The 17,544-nt window shown below is 67.8% G+C and carries 12 protein-coding genes; 9 read left to right on the top strand and 3 right to left on the bottom strand.

The genetic code is table 11. The features are described from left to right. Positions 1–416: 416 nt before the first annotated feature. Positions 417–1,004 carry a TIGR00730 family Rossman fold protein gene (locus tag ACSX1D_RS03050; RefSeq protein ID WP_439860923.1) on the top strand — a complete coding sequence of 196 codons (588 nt, stop codon included), beginning with the start codon at positions 417–419 and terminating at the stop codon, positions 1,002–1,004. A 6-nt stretch (positions 1,005–1,010) separates the two neighbouring features. Here ACSX1D_RS03050 and ACSX1D_RS03045 read toward each other — a convergent pair whose 3' ends face one another. From ACSX1D_RS03045 to ACSX1D_RS03035, 3 genes are read right to left on the bottom strand one after another with little or no spacing between them, the layout of a single operon-like run. Next, positions 1,011–1,922 carry a transglutaminase family protein gene (locus ACSX1D_RS03045; RefSeq protein WP_439860922.1) on the bottom strand — a complete coding sequence of 304 codons (912 nt, stop codon included), beginning with the start codon at positions 1,920–1,922 and terminating at the stop codon, positions 1,011–1,013. Then, the gene (locus ACSX1D_RS03040) at positions 1,919–4,411 is read right to left on the bottom strand and encodes a circularly permuted type 2 ATP-grasp protein (RefSeq protein WP_439860921.1); all 2,493 of its coding nucleotides are present in this window, start codon (positions 4,409–4,411) and stop codon (positions 1,919–1,921) included. Before ACSX1D_RS03040 ends, ACSX1D_RS03045 begins: the two co-directional genes overlap by 4 nt. A gap of 26 nt (positions 4,412–4,437) precedes the next feature. Continuing rightward, on the bottom strand, positions 4,438–7,728 hold the full coding sequence (locus tag ACSX1D_RS03035) for a DUF2126 domain-containing protein (RefSeq protein WP_439860920.1): 3,291 nt from the start codon (positions 7,726–7,728) through the stop codon (positions 4,438–4,440). 221 nt (positions 7,729–7,949) lie between these two features. Between ACSX1D_RS03035 and ACSX1D_RS03030 the strand changes: the two genes are divergently transcribed. From ACSX1D_RS03030 to panD, 8 genes are all read left to right on the top strand, one after another. Next, entirely contained in the window at positions 7,950–8,126 is a 177-nt protein-coding gene (locus tag ACSX1D_RS03030) for a hypothetical protein (RefSeq protein ID WP_208708330.1), read from the top strand. Between the two features lie 57 nt (positions 8,127–8,183). Continuing rightward, positions 8,184–11,138, top strand: a complete 2,955-nt coding sequence (locus ACSX1D_RS03025; RefSeq protein ID WP_439860919.1) for a sensor histidine kinase — start codon at positions 8,184–8,186, stop codon at positions 11,136–11,138. 34 nt (positions 11,139–11,172) lie between these two features. After that, positions 11,173–12,597 carry a sigma-54-dependent transcriptional regulator gene (locus ACSX1D_RS03020; RefSeq protein ID WP_439860918.1) on the top strand — a complete coding sequence of 475 codons (1,425 nt, stop codon included), beginning with the start codon at positions 11,173–11,175 and terminating at the stop codon, positions 12,595–12,597. A 698-nt stretch (positions 12,598–13,295) separates the two neighbouring features. Next, complete coding sequence (locus tag ACSX1D_RS03015) at positions 13,296–14,696, top strand: polynucleotide adenylyltransferase PcnB (protein WP_439860917.1); 1,401 nt, start codon at positions 13,296–13,298, stop codon at positions 14,694–14,696. Beyond that, on the top strand, positions 14,696–15,178 hold the full coding sequence (gene folK, locus ACSX1D_RS03010) for a 2-amino-4-hydroxy-6-hydroxymethyldihydropteridine diphosphokinase (protein ID WP_439860916.1): 483 nt from the start codon (positions 14,696–14,698) through the stop codon (positions 15,176–15,178). The genes ACSX1D_RS03015 and folK overlap by 1 nt, the downstream gene beginning before the upstream one ends. 240 nt (positions 15,179–15,418) lie before the next feature. After that, positions 15,419–16,219, top strand: a complete 801-nt coding sequence (panB, locus tag ACSX1D_RS03005; protein ID WP_439860915.1) for a 3-methyl-2-oxobutanoate hydroxymethyltransferase — start codon at positions 15,419–15,421, stop codon at positions 16,217–16,219. Beyond that, positions 16,216–17,076 carry a pantoate--beta-alanine ligase gene (panC, locus tag ACSX1D_RS03000; protein WP_439860914.1) on the top strand — a complete coding sequence of 287 codons (861 nt, stop codon included), beginning with the start codon at positions 16,216–16,218 and terminating at the stop codon, positions 17,074–17,076. Before panB ends, panC begins: the two co-directional genes overlap by 4 nt. 82 nt (positions 17,077–17,158) lie before the next feature. Then, the gene (gene panD, locus ACSX1D_RS02995) at positions 17,159–17,539 is read left to right on the top strand and encodes an aspartate 1-decarboxylase (protein ID WP_208708323.1); all 381 of its coding nucleotides are present in this window, start codon (positions 17,159–17,161) and stop codon (positions 17,537–17,539) included. The last annotated feature ends 5 nt before the right edge of the window (positions 17,540–17,544 follow it).

Below are 17,544 nucleotides of genomic sequence, written 5' to 3'. Positions count from 1 at the left end.
GGACAACTCATCCGCACTGATTCCATCCACTCTCGTCAAGCCCAAGTCGCTGTATTTACTGGGAAAACTCCTCAGCTCAAAAAACATGCAATTCCCCGCGAGGGCCGTGCAGCGAGGCCTTGGCAACTCTGCCACCAGCTTACCCACAGGCTGATCCACAGGCTCTGTGGGCAACTGTCCGCGACCGCCTATTGCCCTGATCGAGACAATCAACCAGCCGCTGGCAGCGTCTTGGCCTAGCCTCATCCGCAGCCCTCAAGGAGAACGCCCATGCCACTCAACGACCTGATCCACAGCCTGCTCGCCGCCTACGCCTCGGGCGCCAGCGGCAGCAGCCACGAATAGCGCCAAACCGCCCTTGGTCGTGCCGGCCTGACTCGTTACCCTGAAGGCATCATTGCCCTAAGGAGTCGAGCATGACCTTGCGCTCAATCTGCGTATTCTGCGGTGCCAGCCCCGGTGCCCAGCCGATCTATCGCCAGGCGGCGGAGAACCTCGGCCGGCACCTGGCCGAACAGGGCCTGCGCCTGGTCTATGGCGGCGGCGCGGTCGGTCTGATGGGGGTAGTGGCGGACGCGGCGATGGCCGCCGGCGGCGAAGTCGTCGGCATCATTCCGCAGGGCCTGGAGCGCGCGGAGATTGGCCACCAGGGCCTGACCCGCCTGGAGGTGGTGGACGGCATGCACGCGCGCAAGGCGCGGATGGCCGAGCTCAGCGACGCCTTCATCGCCCTGCCCGGTGGCCTCGGCACCCTGGAGGAGCTGTTCGAAGTGTGGACCTGGGGCCAGCTCGGCTACCACGGCAAACCCCTGGGCCTGCTGGACGTCGCGGGTTTCTACACCAAGCTCGGCGAGTTTCTCGACCACCTGGTGGCCGAGCGCTTCGTCCGCTCCCAGCACCGCGCCATGTTGCAGCTCGGCGAATCACCCAGCGAACTGCTGCAGGCGCTGCGCCAGTGGCAACCGAACGGGCCGGCGAAGTGGGCCGAACGCCAGCCCGACTGAGTCGCCTCAGCTCGGCGCCACCGCCTCGGCCAGCGGCAGCACGGTGACCTGCACCTCGGGGTCGTGGCTGCCGCCGCCGAGGATCACTCCGCGCAGCGGCGAGACATCGGCGAAGTCGCGGCCCCAGGCCAAGGTGATGTGTTCCAGAGCCGGACGGATATTGTTGGTCGGGTCGAAGTCCACCCAGCCCTGGCGCGGGCAATACACAGAGACCCAGGCGTGCGAGGCGTCGGCGCCGATCAGCCGCGGCTGGCCGGGCGGCGGCTGGGTCAGCAGGTAACCGCTGACATAGCGCGCGGCCAAGCCACGGGAGCGCAGGCAGGCAAGCATCAGGTGGGCGAAGTCCTGACACACGCCGCGGCGCGCCTCCAGCACCTGCAGCAGCGGCGTGGCCACCTGGGTGGCCACGGCATCGAAGGTGAACTCCTCGAAGATCTTGCCCATCAGCGCCTGTACCGCCAGGAGCAGCGGGCGGCGGGCCGGAAAACAGTCGTCGGCGTAATCGACGAAAGCCTGCTTGAGGCGCACATAGGGCGACTCGAAGCGGTAGCGGGCGGCATCCAGCAAGGCCGGTGAGAGCGCGCGACCGCTGTAGCTGAGCGCGCCGCTGATGCTCTCCCAGGGCGGCGAGTCCGTCAGCGTCAGCGCTGGCCGGGCCAGCACCTCGATACGCAGGCGCGCGCCGACCACCAGGGCGTCATGGGGGCGCTCGAACACCAGGCGGGTCAGCGGGTTGCCGAACACATCCAGTTCGTCGCGGCGCTGGCAGGGCCGCGGGCTGACCTGCAGCTCGCGCTCGTCGCAGCGCTGCCAGGCGCAGGGCCGCGGCCACAGGTGCGCCAGCTGCTGGGCCAGGGAGACCGGCGCCGAGTAGCGGTAGTGGGTGTCGTGGATGATCCGATAGGCCGCGCTGTTCATGTCGACTGGGTCCGCTGGCTGGGATCGACGTGCACGAAGAAGCGCAGGCCGAGGTGTTCGGAGGCATCTTCGCCGGCCCCGGCGATGCGCTCCAGCAGATCGGCCAGGCCCAGCAGCACCGCCTTGACGCTGCTCGGGCCGAACAGCGGGTTCTCCAGACTGGCCAGGCTGAAGTCGCTGAGCTGCTGCTCCAGCTGGCGCAAGGGCACCTCGTCCGGCAGCTCGTAGCGTTCGCCGAGACGGCCCAGCGCGCGCAGCAGGGTGCGCAGCTGGAACAGCACGGCATGGGGATTCTGCTCATCCAGCAGCAGCAGGTCGAGCACCGGTATGAGTTGCGCCGAGGCCAGGTAGCGGGTGCGGTAGGTGATGCTGCTGTTGCCCAGCTCCAGCAACCAGGCCAGGGCGGAGGAGTCGCCGACCGCATCGCTGCGCAGGAAGGCGGCGACGCTCTCGGCCATGAAGTGCAGGCGCTCGATGCTGCGCCCGACCAGCAGGAAACGCCAGCCGTCGTCGCGGGTCATGTCGTCCAGGGCGAAGCCGGACAGCGCCGCCAGAGAGATCAGCAGGCCGTCGAGGTAGTCCAGCAACTCGCCGAAGTCCTCGGCCTCGGCATCCAGCCGATGGGCCTCGCGCTGCAGCTCCAGCAGCAGTTGCCAGTTGCCCTGGGACAGCTTGCCGCGCACGCTGCCGGCGGTCCATTGCAGGCGTTGCAGGTTGGTCCGCAGGCTGGCCGGCCAGTCGGCGCCGAGCAGCGCCTGCAGCAGACGCTGCTCCAGCTCGCCGCTGGCCGCCTCCGGCAGCAGGCCGAGGCTTTCGCCCAGGGCCAGGGCGCTCTGCAGGGCCTGGGGATCGTCGTCATCGTCGACATAGCGCGCCAGCATGATGCGCAGCAGGCGCGCACCGTCCTCGCAGCGCGAGCTGTAGCGGCCGAACCAGAACAGGTTCTCCACCACCCGCGACGGCAGGAAGGGGTCGCTGCGCACCAGGTCGGCCACGCCGAGGGCGCGCCACCACTGCCAGGGCTCGCCGCCGGGGTGACGCTCGCCGAGCACCCAGGTGTCCTTACTCGCCCCGCCGCTCTGCATCGACACCGCTTCGGCGCCGGCCGCGGCAGCCACCCGGGTCAGACCACCGGGCATCACCCGGTAGCCCTCGGTACCGGCCACGGCGAACACCCGCATGCCGATGGCCCGAGCCTGCAAGCCTCCCGCCTCGCCCAGCCATACCGGCGCCTGGGACAGTTGCGGGCGGGCCTGGGCGACATAGGCATAGGGCCGGGCCCGCAGGCGCTCGGCCAGCGCCGCGCGCTGGGCCTCGTCGAGGTCGCGGGCCAATACCGGGGGGAAACTCTGCGAGGGGAAGCTGGGGCGCACCAGCAGCTCCGGCAGTTTCTTCAGGGCCTGTTGGAGCACGGGCGCCTCGCCGCACCACCAACTGGCGATGCTCGGCAGCAGCAGCTTTTCGCCGAGCAGTTTCTCGGCGATGGCCGGGAGAAAACCGGGCAGTCCCGGCGACTCCAGCACCCCGCTACCCAGGGCGTTGGCGATCAGCACCCGCCCGCGACGCACCGCCTCGAGCAGGCCAGGCACCCCAAGGGCAGAGTCGGCGCGCAGCTCCAGCGGGTCGCAGAAGTCGTCGTCCATCCGGCGCAGCACCGCATGCACGCGGCGCAGGCCGGCCAGGGTTTTCAGGTACAGGGTGGCGTCGCGCACCGTCAGGTCGCTGCCCTCGACCAGCGGGTAGCCGAGCTGGCGGGCCAGATACAGGTGTTCGAAGTAGCTCTCGTTGAAGCGCCCGGACGTCAGCAGCACCACCAGGGGCGTCTCGCCGTCGGCCGGGGCCTGGCGCGCCAGGGTCTCCTGCAGGGTGCGGAAGAAGCCGCCGAGGTACTGCACGTTCAGCTCGCGGTACAGCTCGGGCAAGGTGCGCGAGACGATCTGCCGGTTCTCCAGGGCGTAGCCGGCGCCGGACGGCGCCTGGGTGCGGTCGTCGGTGACCCACCAGCGGCCATCCGGCGCGCGGGCCAGGTCCACCGCATACAGGTGCAGGAAGGTGTCGCCCGCCGGCTTCACGCCCTGGCACGGCCAGAGGAAGTTGTTGTGACCGAATACCAGCTCGGCCGGCAGCAGGCCATCGGCGATCAGTTGCTGCGGCCCGTAGATATCGGCCAGCACGGCATTCAACAGGGCCGCGCGCTGGGCCACGCCGGCGGCGATCTGGCGCCATTCGTCGGCGGGAATCAGGTTCGGCAGCAGGTCCAGCTCCCAGGGCCGGTCGGTGCCTTCGGGATCGGCGTAGACGTTGTAGGTCACGCCGTTTTCCTGGATCTGCCGGGCCACCAGGGCCTGGCGCTGGGCCAGCTGCTCGGGGCTGGCGGCCTGCAGGCGCTCGAACAGCCGGCGCCAGTGCGGCCGCACCCGCCCCTTGGCATCCACCAATTCGTGATAGGCCGCATCGCTCAGCGGGTAGTCGGCTAGCAGGTCGGGCATGAGTCACTCAAGAAAAGGGTGGCCGCCTAGTGACGACGCAGGTCCAGGGTCATCGGCAGCTCGGGATTGGCGATCGGCGCCAGCGGCGTCCGTTCGCCCGGACTATGGCCGAGTCGGAAGAAGCGCGCCAGACGCCGACTTTCCGCCTCGTAGGCATTGACCGGCAGGCTTTCGTAGTTGCGCCCGCCGGGATGGGCGACATGATACTGGCAACCGCCCAGGGAACGGTTCATCCAGCTGTCGATCAGGTCGAACACCAGGGGCGCATGCACGCCGATATTCGGCTGCAGGCAGGAGGCCGGCTGCCAGGCGCGGAAGCGCACGCCGCCGACGAACTCGCCGACCGTACCGGTGGGCTGCAGCGGCACCGGCACGCCATTGCAGGTCAGCACGTAGCGGTCGGCCGGCATGCCGTCGACCTTGACCTGCAGGCGCTCCAGGGACGAGTCGACGTAACGCACGGTGCCGCCGGTGGCGCCCTCCTCGCCCAGCACGTGCCAGGGTTCCAGAGCCTGGCGCAGCTCCAGTTCGATGCCCTTGACGTTGAAGTCACCGACCTTGGGAAAGCGGAACTCGAAGTGCGGGGCGAACCACTCGGCCCGCAGCGGATAGCCGAAGGCATAGAGCTCCTGCATCACGTCGGCGAAATCCTGCTCGACGAAATGCGGCAGCAGGTAGCGGTCGTGCAGCTCGGTGCCCCAGCGCACCAGCCGCGCCGGTGCGTAGGGCTGCTGCCAGAAGCGCGCAATTAGCGCGCGCAGCAGCAACTGCTGGGCCAGGCTCATTTCCCCGTGGGGCGGCATCTCGAAGGCGCGCAGCTCGAGCAGGCCGAGGCGACCGGTGGCTGAGTCCGGCGAATACAGCTTGTCGATGCAGAACTCGGCCCGGTGGGTGTTGCCGGTCACATCCACCAGCAGGTGGCGCAACAGGCGGTCGATCAGCCAGGGCTGGCAAGGCTGCCCCGGCTCGGGGATCTGCGCGAAGGCGATCTCCAGCTCGTAGAGCGCATCGTTGCGCGCCTCGTCGACCCGCGGCGCCTGGGAGGTCGGGCCGATGAACAGGCCGGAGAACAGGTAGGACAGCGACGGGTGGTTGTGCCAGTAGCTGATCAGGCTGCGCAGCAGATCGGGGCGGCGCAGGAAGGGCGAGTCGGCCGGGGTCGCGCCGCCGAGGACGAAATGGTTGCCGCCGCCGGTGCCGGTGTGACGGCCGTCGATCATGAACTTCTCGCTGGACAGGCGTGACTGGCGCGCCGCCGCGTAGAGGAACTCGGTGCGCTCGACCAGCTCCGGCCAGCTGGCGGCCGGGTGGATGTTCACCTCGATCACCCCCGGGTCCGGGGTGACCCGGAAGAACTGCAGGCGCGGGTCCTGGGGCGGCTCGTAGCCTTCGAGCAGCACCGGGCAGTCCAGCTCGACGGCGGTCGCCTCGATGGCCGCGACCAACTCCAGGTAGTCTTCCAGGCGACTCAGCGGCGGCATGAACAGATACAGGCGCCCTTCCCGCGGCTCGGCGCACAGCGCGGTGCGCACCACGCGGTCGGCCGACTGCCCACGGCGCGGGCGCTCGACCTCGAGGCCGGGGCCCGCCGGCATGCCGCCGCGCAACTGGCGGGCGATCTGCCCTGCCGGCGGGAGTGGCGCCAGCAGCTGGGACGGATCGACCGGGTTGACATAGGGGTAGTCGGCCTCCCTGACCCAGGGCTGCGACTCCAGCGGCAGGCGGTAGCCCAGCGGCGAGTCGCCCGGCAGCAGCCGGCAGCGCTCGTCGCGCAGGAACCAGGCGCTGCTCTGCCAGGCGTCTTCGCTGGCGCTGCGAGCCAGCGGCAGGATATGCCCGACCACCTTGCCCAGGCCCTGCTCGAACACCTTGCACAGACGTTCGCGCTCCAGCGGGTCGCTCAGCCGCGAATCCTCCGGGCTGACGTTGCTCGGCAGCTTGCGTTCGCGCCACAGGTAATAGAGGAAGTCCTCGTAGGCGGCGAAGCAGTGCTCGCCGCTCAGGCCCAGGCGCGGCGCCAGAGCGGCGAGAAAGCGCGCGGCCAGGTCGGCGTCGGCGCCGTAGTCGCTCTGCTCGTCGGCATACAGCAGCGGTTCGTGCCACAGCGGCTCGCCATCGCGGCGCCAGTAGCAGTTAAGCGACCAGCGCGGCAGCTGCTCGCCCGGGTACCACTTGCCCTGGCCGAAGTGCACCAGCCCCTTCGGCGCGTAGTGGCCACGCAGGCGATGGAACAGCTCGGCGGCCAGGCGCCGCTTGTGCGGGCCAAGGGCGGCGGTGTTCCACTCCTCCTCGTCCGGGTAGTCGAGGGCCACGAAGGTCGGCTCGCCGCCCATGGTCAGGCGCATGTCGTCACGCTGCAGGTCCTCGTCGACGCGCCGGCCGAGGGCGTCGATCGCCTGCCATTGCGCCTCGCTGTAGGGCCGGGTGACCCGCGGCGCCTCCCAGATGCGTTCGATGCGCATCTCGTGGGAGAACTCGCACTCGCTCTCGTCCACCCCGCCACTGATCGGCGCCGCCGACGACGGTTCCGGGCTGCAGGCCAGGGGAATGTGGCCCTCGCCGGCGAACAGGCCGCTGGTCGGGTCCAGGCCGATCCAGCCGGCGCCGGGCAGGTAGACCTCGCTCCAGGCGTGCAGGTCGGTGAAGTCCACCTCGGTGCCCGACGGTCCGTCCAGCGCCTTGACGTCGGCGGTGAGCTGGATGAGGTAGCCGGAGACGAAGCGCGCGGCCAGGCCCAGGTGACGCAGCAGCTGCACCAGCAGCCAGGCCGAGTCGCGACAGGAGCCCGAGCCCTTCTCCAGGGTTTCCTCGGGCGTCTGCACCCCCGGCTCCAGGCGGATCAGGTAGGCGATGTCGCAGGACAGGCGCTGATTGATCGCCACTAGGAAGTCGACGCTGGCCGTCGGCGTCAGGTCGATGCCGGCCAGGTACTCGGCGAACAGCGGCGTCGCCGGCAGCTGCACCAGATAGGGCGCCAGCTCGCGCCGCTCGCCCTCGGTGTAGGCGAAGGGGATCTGCTCGGCATAGGGCTCGAGGAAGAAATCGAAGGGGTTGAACACCGCCATCTCGGCGACCAGGTCGACCTCCACCTTCAGCTCCCGGGTCTTCTCCGGGAACACCAGGCGCGCCAGGTAGTTGCCCTGGGGGTCCTGCTGCCAGTTGATGAAGTGCCCGCCCGGCTCGACCTTCAGGCCGTAGGACAGCACCCGGGTACGGCTGTGGGGCGCCGGCCGCAGGCGCACGATCTGCGGCCCGAGCTGGACATCGCGGTCGTAGCGGTAATGGCTGACGTGGTGCAAGGCAACATGGATCGACACGGTAAACCTCCTGCGAGCCTGGACGACACGCATCCCGCGCAAGTCTTGTGCCAGTACTCTGCTATAGAGACTCTAGCCCCTCCCACCCGGCAACGCGCAGCACCAGGCGACCGGCAACGCTGCACAATCTCCGTGCAGCCCAGGCCGGCCGTGCGCCCGGGCGCCCTACGCAGGCCGCCGCGCATCCGTTACCATCGCGCCACATCCCAGAAGAGCTGCGCATGTATATCTATCGATTGGTTCTGATCCTGGTTGTGGGGATCTACCTGTTTTCCCCGGCCATCATGGACTGGTGGACCGACCCCAACGGCGCCTGGTACCGGCCGTACCTGTTGTGGCTGATCCTGATCGTGGTGACCTTCATCCTGCAGAGCCAGCGAGACACCGATGAGCTCTGATGCGCAGCGGCGAACTGCAGCGACCGCCCTTTATTCCTTATTCGCCGAGCCGAACCGATGCTGATGAGTTTTAGCCTGAGCCAGCTGATCCTGATCAGCGCCGCCTACCTGCTGGTGTTGTTCGGCGTCGCCTGGGTCAGCGAGCACGGCCTGATCCCGCGCTGGATCATCCGCCACCCCCTGACCTACACCCTGTCGCTCGGCGTGTATGCCAGCGCCTGGGCCTTCTACGGCACCGTCGGCCTGGCCTACCAGTACGGCTACGGCTTCCTCGCCAGCTACCTGGGGGTGTCCGGCGCCTTCCTCCTGGCGCCGGTGCTGCTCTACCCGATCCTGCGCATCACCCGCACCTACCAGCTGTCGTCATTGGCCGACCTGTTCGCCTTCCGCTTTCGCAGCACCTGGGCCGGCGCGCTGAGCACGGTATTCATGCTGATCGGCGTGCTGCCACTGCTGGCGCTGCAGATCCAGGCGGTGGCCGACTCGATCGGCATCCTCACCCAGGAGCCGGTGAAGGACCGCGTGGCCCTGGCCTTCTGCGGCCTGATCATCCTCTTCACCACCCTGTTCGGCGCCCGCCATATCGCCACCCGCGAGAAGCACGAGGGGCTGGTGTTCGCCATCGCCTTCGAGTCGGTGGTCAAGCTCGGCGCCCTGGCCATCATCGGCCTGTACGCCCTGTACGGGGTGTTCGACGGGCCGCAGGCCCTGGAGACCTGGCTGGTGCAGAACCAGGCCGCCCTGACCAGCCTGCACACGCCGCTGCAGGAAGGCCCCTGGCGCACCCTGCTGCTGGTGTTCTTCGCCTCGGCCATCGTCATGCCGCACATGTACCACATGACCTTCACCGAGAACCTCAACCCGCGGGCCATGGTCAGCGCCAGCTGGGGCCTGCCGCTGTTCCTCCTGCTGATGAGCCTGGCGGTGCCGCTGATCCTCTGGGCCGGCCTGCGCGTGGGCGCCACCACCAACCCGGAGTACTTCACGCTCGGCCTGGGCATTGCGGTGAACAGCCAGACCCTGGCGCTGATCGCCTACGTCGGCGGCCTGTCGGCCTCCAGCGGGCTGATCATCGTCACCACCCTGGCGCTGTCCGGCATGCTCCTCAACCATGTGGTGCTGCCGCTGTACCAGCCGCCGACCGAAGGCAACATCTACCGCTGGCTGAAGTGGACCCGGCGGGTGCTGATCTTCGCCGTGATCATGGCCGGCTTCGGCTTCTATCACCTGCTCGGCGCCGAGCAGGACCTGGCCAACCTGGGCATCGTCGCCTTCGTCGCCACCCTGCAGTTCCTCCCCGGGGTGCTCTCGGTGCTGTACTGGCCAACCGCCAACCGCCGCGGCTTCATCGCCGGCCTGCTGGCCGGCATCGGCGTCTGGGTGGTGGGCATGCTGCTGCCGATGCTCGGCAACCTGCAGGGCTTCTACCTGCCGATGTTCAACCTGGTCTACGTGCTGGACGACAGCAGCTGGCACTTCGCCGCGATCGGCTCGCTGGCGGCCAACGTGCTGGTGTTCACCCTGGTCTCGCTGTTCACCGAGGCCAGCGACGAGGAGAAGAGCGCCGCCGAGGCCTGCGCGGTGGACAACGTGCGCCGCCCGCAACGCCGCGAGCTGCTGGCCCTGTCGCCCCAGGAATTCGCCGCCCAGCTGGCCAAGCCGCTGGGTGCCAAGACCGCCCAGCGCGAGGTCGAGCAGGCGTTGCGCGACCTGCACCTGCCGTTCGACGAGGGCCGCCCCTATGCCCTGCGCCGCCTGCGCGACCGCATCGAGGCCAACCTCTCCGGCCTGATGGGGCCGAGCGTGGCCCAGGACATCGTCGAGACCTTCCTGCCCTATAAGGCCGGCAGCGAAACCTATGTCACCGAGGACATCCACTTCATCGAGAGCCGCCTGGAGGACTACCACTCGCGCCTCACCGGCCTGGCCGCCGAACTCGACACCCTGCGCCGCTACCACCGCCAGACCCTGCAGGAACTGCCCATGGGCGTCTGCTCGCTGGCCAAGGACCAGGAAATCCTGATGTGGAACAAGGCCATGGAGGAACTCACCGAGATCCCCGCGCAGCGCGTGGTCGGCTCGCGCCTGGCGACCCTCGGCGAACCCTGGCACGGCCTGCTCAGCGGTTTCATCGAGCTGCCCGACCAGCACCTGCACAAGCAGCAGCTGGACCTGGATGGCGAGACCCGCTGGCTCAACCTGCACAAGGCGGCGATCGACGAGCCGCTGGCGCCGGGCAACAGCGGCCTGGTGCTGCTGGTCGAGGACCTCACCGAAACCCAGATGCTGGAAGACAAGCTGGTCCACTCCGAGCGCCTGGCCAGCATCGGTCGCCTGGCCGCCGGGGTGGCCCACGAGATCGGCAACCCGATCACCGGCATCGCCTGCCTGGCGCAGAACCTGCGCGAGGACCGCGAGCAGGACGAGGAGATGGTCGAGCTGAGCGGACAGATCCTCGAACAGACCAAGCGGGTCTCGCGCATCGTCCAGTCACTGATGAGCTTCGCCCACTCCGGCAGCCACCAGCAGGCCGACGAACCGGTGTCCCTGGCCCAGGTGGCGCAGGACGCCATCGGCCTGCTGGCGCTCAACCGGCTCGGCACCGAGGTGCAGTTCTTCAACCTGTGCGACCCGGAGCACTGGGCCGAGGGTGACCCCCAGCGCCTCGCCCAGGTGCTGATCAACCTGCTGTCCAACGCGCGCGATGCCTCGCCCCCGGGCGCGGCCATCCGGGTCAAGAGCGAGGCCAGCGAACACACCGTCGATCTGATCGTCGAGGACGAAGGCAGCGGCATTCCCAAGGCGATCATGGACCGCCTGTTCGAGCCCTTCTTTACCACCAAGGAGGTGGGCAGGGGCACGGGACTCGGCCTCGCGCTGGTCTATTCCATCGTGGAAGAGCATTATGGACAGATAACAATCGACAGCCCGGCCGATCCCGAGCACCAACGCGGCACCCGCATCCGGGTGACCCTGCCACGGCATGTCGAGGCGACGTCCAAAGCGAATTGAACCTGCGACCTGAGACCGTCGAGAGAACAGATTGATGCCCCATATTTTGATCGTCGAAGACGAAACCATTATCCGCTCTGCCCTGCGCCGCCTGCTCGAGCGCAACCAGTACCAGGTCAGCGAAGCCGGCTCGGTACAGGAAGCCCAGGAACGCTACAGCATCCCCGGCTTCGACCTGATCGTCAGCGACCTGCGCCTGCCAGGCGCGCCGGGTACCGAAATGATCAAGCTGGCCGAGGGCACCCCGGTGCTGATCATGACCAGCTACGCCAGCCTGCGCTCGGCCGTCGACTCGATGAAGATGGGCGCGGTCGACTATATCGCCAAGCCCTTCGACCACGACGAGATGCTCCAGACCGTGGCGCGCATCCTGCGCGACCGACAGACGGCCAAGAGCGCCCCAGGCGAACCCGCCGCCAGCAGCGGCCGGGCCGCCAGCGACAAGGACAGCGGCAACGGCGAGATCGGCATCATCGGCTCCTGCGCGCCGATGCAGGAGCTGTACAGCAAGATCCGCAAGGTCGCGCCGACCGACTCCAATGTGCTGATCCAGGGCGAGTCCGGCACCGGCAAGGAGCTGGTCGCCCGCGCCCTGCACAACCTGTCCAAGCGCGCCAAGGCGCCACTGATCTCGGTCAACTGCGCGGCCATCCCGGAAACCCTGATCGAGTCCGAGCTGTTCGGCCATGAAAAAGGCGCGTTCACCGGCGCCAGCGCCAGCCGGGCCGGCCTGGTCGAGGCGGCCGATGGCGGCACCCTGTTCCTCGACGAGATCGGCGAGTTGCCGCTCGAGGCCCAGGCCCGCCTGCTGCGGGTGCTGCAGGAGGGCGAAATCCGCCGGGTCGGCTCGGTGCAGTCGCAGAAGGTCGACGTGCGTCTGATCGCCGCCACCCACCGCGACCTGAAGGGCCTGGCCAAGATCGGCCAGTTCCGCGAGGACCTGTATTACCGGCTGCACGTGATCGCCCTGAAGCTGCCCGCCCTGCGCGAACGCGGCAACGATGTGCTGGAGATCGCCCGCGCCTTCCTGCTGCGCCAGTGCACCCGAATGGGCCGCGACGACCTGCAGTTCGCCCAGGACGCCGAGCAGGCGATCCGTCACTACTCCTGGCCGGGCAACGTGCGCGAGCTGGAGAACGCCATCGAGCGCGCGGTGATCCTCTGCGAGAACAGCAGCATCACGGCCGAGCTGCTGGGCATCGACATCGAGCTGGACGACCTCGACGAAGACGACGACGGCCCTTCCAGCGGTGCGCCCCAGGCCAGCAACAGCAGCCTGGAGCCCACCGAGGACCTGTCGCTGGAAGACTATTTCCAGCACTTCGTGCTGGAGCACCAGGACCACATGACCGAGACCGAACTGGCGCGCAAGCTCGGCATCAGCCGCAAGTGCCTGTGGGAACGGCGCCAGCGCCTGGGCATTCCGCGGCGCAAGTCGGGGGCGGCGACCGGGACCTGAGCCCCCAGGTGCGCGACAGATGCGCCGGACAAAGGTTCCCCGAGCTGTTACCCAATCAGCATCGCGTAACAAAAGCCGGGTCTATCGGTAACGACAGCCCGGTTTTTTTGTCCCTGCCGGGCACCAGCAGAATCACTCAAGCCTTTGTTTTACAAGGAATTACCAAAAACTGGCACGACATCTGCTTTATCGCTGGCACAACAACAATAACAAGTTCCACCCACGACAATAAAAACAAGACGTAACGACTCCAGAACAACAAGAACAACAAGACGGAGGCGCAGCTAACTGATCATTTTGGAAAGGAATTGCCTTTGGGGCTCGCCCCACAGCCAGGCCGAGAACAATAAAACTGCCACGAGGCAGCTCCTGTACTGGTTGGGTCACGCAAGGACCATGGCAGCATCAGCATCCAAAGTAATCCGTTTGCTATTGGCTCCCACGCTGGGAGGTTTTCCACGAGTCATTGACTCGGCGGAACGAGCAAGCCGAAAACAACAACAAGCTCGCCATAACAACAAGAACAAAGCACGCACCTACTTGGGGGGGAGCCTAGGCTCCCCCAGTAGCTTCAGCCCCGCCCAGCCCGACTATCTCCCGCCGCTTCCTACACCATCTCCCGACTCGATGCTAGAATCCGCGCCAACCCTGCGGCCATCACGTATTCTGGCCAGTCATTCCGTCAAACAGTGCATCCCATGCTGAAAAAGCTGTTCAAGTCTTTACGCTCTCCCCTACGCCGCGCCAAGCATTCGCACAGCACCCCCGAGGTGCTGAACAACAGCCAGCACCCGATCCAGCGCGGGGAAATCAGCCGCTACGCCACCAGCGTGGTGGAGCGCCTGCAGAATGCCGGCTACCAGGCGTACCTGGTCGGCGGTTGCGTGCGCGACTTGCTGCTGGACATCGACCCCAAGGATTTCGACGTCGCCACCAGCGCCACCCCCGAACAGGTGCGCGCCGAGTTCCGTAATGCGCGGGTGATCGGCCGGCGCTTCAAGCTGGCCCATGTGCATTTCGGCCGCGAGATCATCGAAGTCGCCACCTTCCGCGCCAACCACCCCCAGGGCGATGAGGAAGAGAACAGCAACCTGGCCTCGCGCAACGAGAGCGGGCGCATCCTGCGCGACAACGTCTACGGCAGCCTGGAGGACGACGCCCAGCGTCGCGACTTCACCATCAATGCGCTGTATTACGACCCGAGCAGCGAGCGCATTCTCGACTACGCCCATGGCGTGCACGACATCCGCAACCATCTGATCCGCCTGATCGGCGATCCGAGCCAGCGCTACCAGGAAGACCCGGTCCGCATGCTGCGGGCCGTGCGCTTCGCCGCCAAGCTGGACTTCGACATCGAGAAACACAGCGCCGCGCCCATCTACAAGCTGGCGCCGATGCTGCGCGAGATTCCCTCGGCACGCCTGTTCGAGGAAGTGCTCAAGCTGTTCCTCGCCGGTTACGCGGTCTACACCTACGAGCTGCTGGTCGACTACGGCCTGTTCGGCGAACTGTTCCCTGCCAGCGCCGCGGCGCTCAAGCAGAACCCGGACTACACAGACACCCTGATCCACAACGCCCTGGCTAACACCGACCTGCGCATCCAGCAGGGCAAGACGGTGACCCCGGCGTTCCTCTTCGCCGCGCTGCTCTGGCCGGCGCTACCCGCCCGCGTGCTGAAGCTGCAGGAGCGTGGCATGCCGCCAATCCCGGCCATGCAGGAAGCCGCCCACGAGCTGATCAGCGAACAGTGCCAGCGCATCGCCGTGCCCAAGCGTTTCACCCTGCCGATCCGCGAGATCTGGGACATGCAGGAGCGCCTGCCGCGGCGCAGCGGCAAGCGCGCCGACCTGCTGCTGGAGAATCCGCGCTTCCGCGCCGGCTATGACTTCCTCCTGCTGCGCGAGAGCGCCGGCGAGCAGACCGGCGGCCTCGGCGCCTGGTGGACCACCTACCAGGACGCCAGCGACAGCGAGCGACGGGCGATGATCCGCGAGCTCAGCAGCAAGGACGACGGCCCCGGCGCCCCGCGCAAGCGCAAGCGCAGCGGCGGCCGGCGCAAGCGCAGCGGCGAAGCCGCGGCGAAGCCGAGCAACGACTGATGGAACGGGTCTATATCGGCCTCGGCAGCAACCTGGCCGAGCCCCTGCAGCAACTGCGCGGCGCCCTCGCCGCGCTGGCCGAACTGCCGCAGTCGCAGCTGAGCGCCACCTCGTCCTTCTATGCCAGCGACCCGCTCGGCCCGGCGGACCAGCCGCGCTACGTCAATGCCGTTGCCGCCCTCGATACCGCGCTCTCCCCCCTGACCCTGCTCGACGCCTTGCAGGCCATCGAGCTGAACCAGGGACGCACGCGCAAGGCCGAACGCTGGGGGCCGCGCACCCTCGACCTGGACATCCTGCTGTTCGGCCAGCGCCGCCTCGATGAGCCGCGCTTGACGGTGCCGCATTACCACATGCATGCCCGCCCCTTCGTCCTCTACCCCCTGGCCGAACTGGCCCCGGACTTGGTGCTGCCCGACGGTCGCGCGCTGCAGCAGTTGCTCGACGTCTGCCCCTTCCAGGGACTGGAGCGCCTGGCCTAGAGCCTCTCGTCGCCCCGTCGCCAAGCGCCCGGGTGCGCCGCGCCGACACCACGGGCGCTGCGCACGCCGGCGCAGGACGGTAACGCCAGTAACGTGCCGGTAACACCCGCAATTGACTTCAAGCCGCCCCATCAGGACTATATGCGTCCCGTTGCCCGGCACCGGTGAAAACCGAGGCCAATGCAGGCCAATTTGAAGCAGCACGGCTGCTGGCTCGACGCCTGATTGAGGACGATTCTCATGCCTGACGTTACCCTGACCACCCTGCAGAGCCTCAAGCAGAGCGGCGAGAAGATCGCCATGCTGACCTGCTACGACGCCACCTTCGCCCAGGCAGCCAGCCAGGCGGGGGTCGAGGTGCTGCTGGTCGGCGACTCCCTCGGCATGGTCCTGCAGGGGCACGACAGCACCCTGCCGGTCAGTGTCGCCGATATGGCCTACCACACCGCCAGCGTCAAGCGCGGCAACCAGGGTGCGCTGATCCTCGTCGACCTGCCGTTCATGGCCTACGCCACCACCGAGCAGACGCTGGCCAACTGCGCCACCCTGATGCAGGCCGGCGCCCACATGGTCAAGCTGGAAGGCGCCGGCTGGCTCGCCGAACCGGTCCGCCTGCTGGCCGAGCGCGGTGTGCCGACCTGCGTGCACCTGGGGCTGACGCCGCAAGCGGTGAATATCCTCGGTGGCTACAAGGTGCAGGGCCGCCAGGAGGCCCAGGCACGGCAGATGCGCGCCGACGCCATGGCCCTGGAGCAGGCTGGCGCGGCCATGCTGCTGCTCGAGTGCGTGCCCAGCGAACTGGCCGCGGAAATCAGCCAGGCGGTGAAGATCCCGGTGATCGGCATCGGCGCCGGCGGCCACACCGACGGCCAGGTGCTAGTCCTGCACGACATGCTCGGTCTGTCCCTGAGCGGCCGCACGCCCAAGTTCGTCAAGGACTTCATGGCCGGCCAGAGCAACATTCAGGCGGCGCTCGGCGCCTACGTCCAGGCGGTCAAGGCGCAGACCTTCCCCGCCGCCGAACACGGATTCTCCCTATGAATACGGTCAAGACCATTCGCGACCTGCGGGCCGCCGTGGCCCAGGCGCGCGCCGAGGGCAAGCAGATCGGCTTCGTGCCGACCATGGGCAACCTGCACGCCGGCCATGCCGCTCTGGTGACAAAGGCGGCGCAGCGCGCCGACTTCGTGGTGGCGAGCATCTTCGTCAACCCATTGCAGTTCGGCCCGAGCGAAGACCTCGACAAGTACCCGCGCACCCTCGCCGAAGACCAGGACAAGCTGCTCGACGCCGGTTGCCACCTGTTGTTCGCCCCCAGCGTCGAGGAGATTTACCCGGACGGCATGCACGACCAGACCCGGGTCAGCGTGCCGCGGGTTTCCGAAGACCTGTGCGGCGCCAGTCGCCCCGGACACTTCGAAGGGGTCGCCACCGTGGTGACCAAGCTGCTCAACATGGTCCAGCCGGACCTCGCGGTGTTCGGCCAGAAGGATTTTCAGCAGCTGGCGCTGATCCGCGCCCTGGTCCGCGACCTGAACATGCCGATCCAGATCATCGGCGAGCCCACCGTGCGTGCCGAGGACGGCTTGGCGCTGTCGTCGCGCAACGGCTACCTGACCCCTGAACAGCGCGTCGTGGCGCCCACCCTGTATCGCAGCCTGCAGCAGATCGCCGCGGCGCTTCGCGAGGGTGACCGCGACTTCGCCAAGCTGATCGCCGCCGCTCAGCAGCTACAGCTCGCCGTCGGCTTCCGCCCGGACTATCTGGAGGTTCGCGAGGCCAACAGCCTGCGTCCGGCCACCGCACAGGATCGCCAGCTGGTGATCCTGGTCGCCGCCTTCATCGGCAACACCCGACTGATCGACAACCTGGCGCTCGACCTCGACGCCACCCCGTAACCCGCCAGCGAGCCAGTGCGCCGGCTCCCTGAGCCGCGGCGCACCGGTTCGCTCAGCCACTGCAACCGCTTAGGAGAACGCCATGCACGCGATCATGCTCAAGGCCAAACTGCACCGCGCCGAAGTCACCCACGCCGTGCTCGACTACGAGGGCTCCTGCGCCATCGACGGTGAGTGGCTGGACCTGGCCGGCATCCATGAGTACGAGCAGATTCAGATCTACAACATCGACAACGGCGAGCGCTTCACCACCTACGCGATTCGCGGCGAAGCCGGCTCGCGGATGATCTCGGTGAACGGCGCGGCGGCGCACAAGGCCAAGGTCGGCGACCGGGTGATCATCTGTGCCTATGCCCAGTACAGCGAGGCCGAACTGGCCAGCTTCAAGCCGCGCATGCTGTACATGGCGCCGGGCAACGAACTGAGCCACACCAGCAACGCCATTCCGTTGCAGGTTGCCTGAGACGG

The organism is Pseudomonas sp. MBLB4136 (genome assembly GCF_051904765.1).
GTDB lineage: Bacteria > Pseudomonadota > Gammaproteobacteria > Pseudomonadales > Pseudomonadaceae > Aquipseudomonas.
This window is presented reverse-complemented; position numbering and strand designations above follow the sequence as displayed.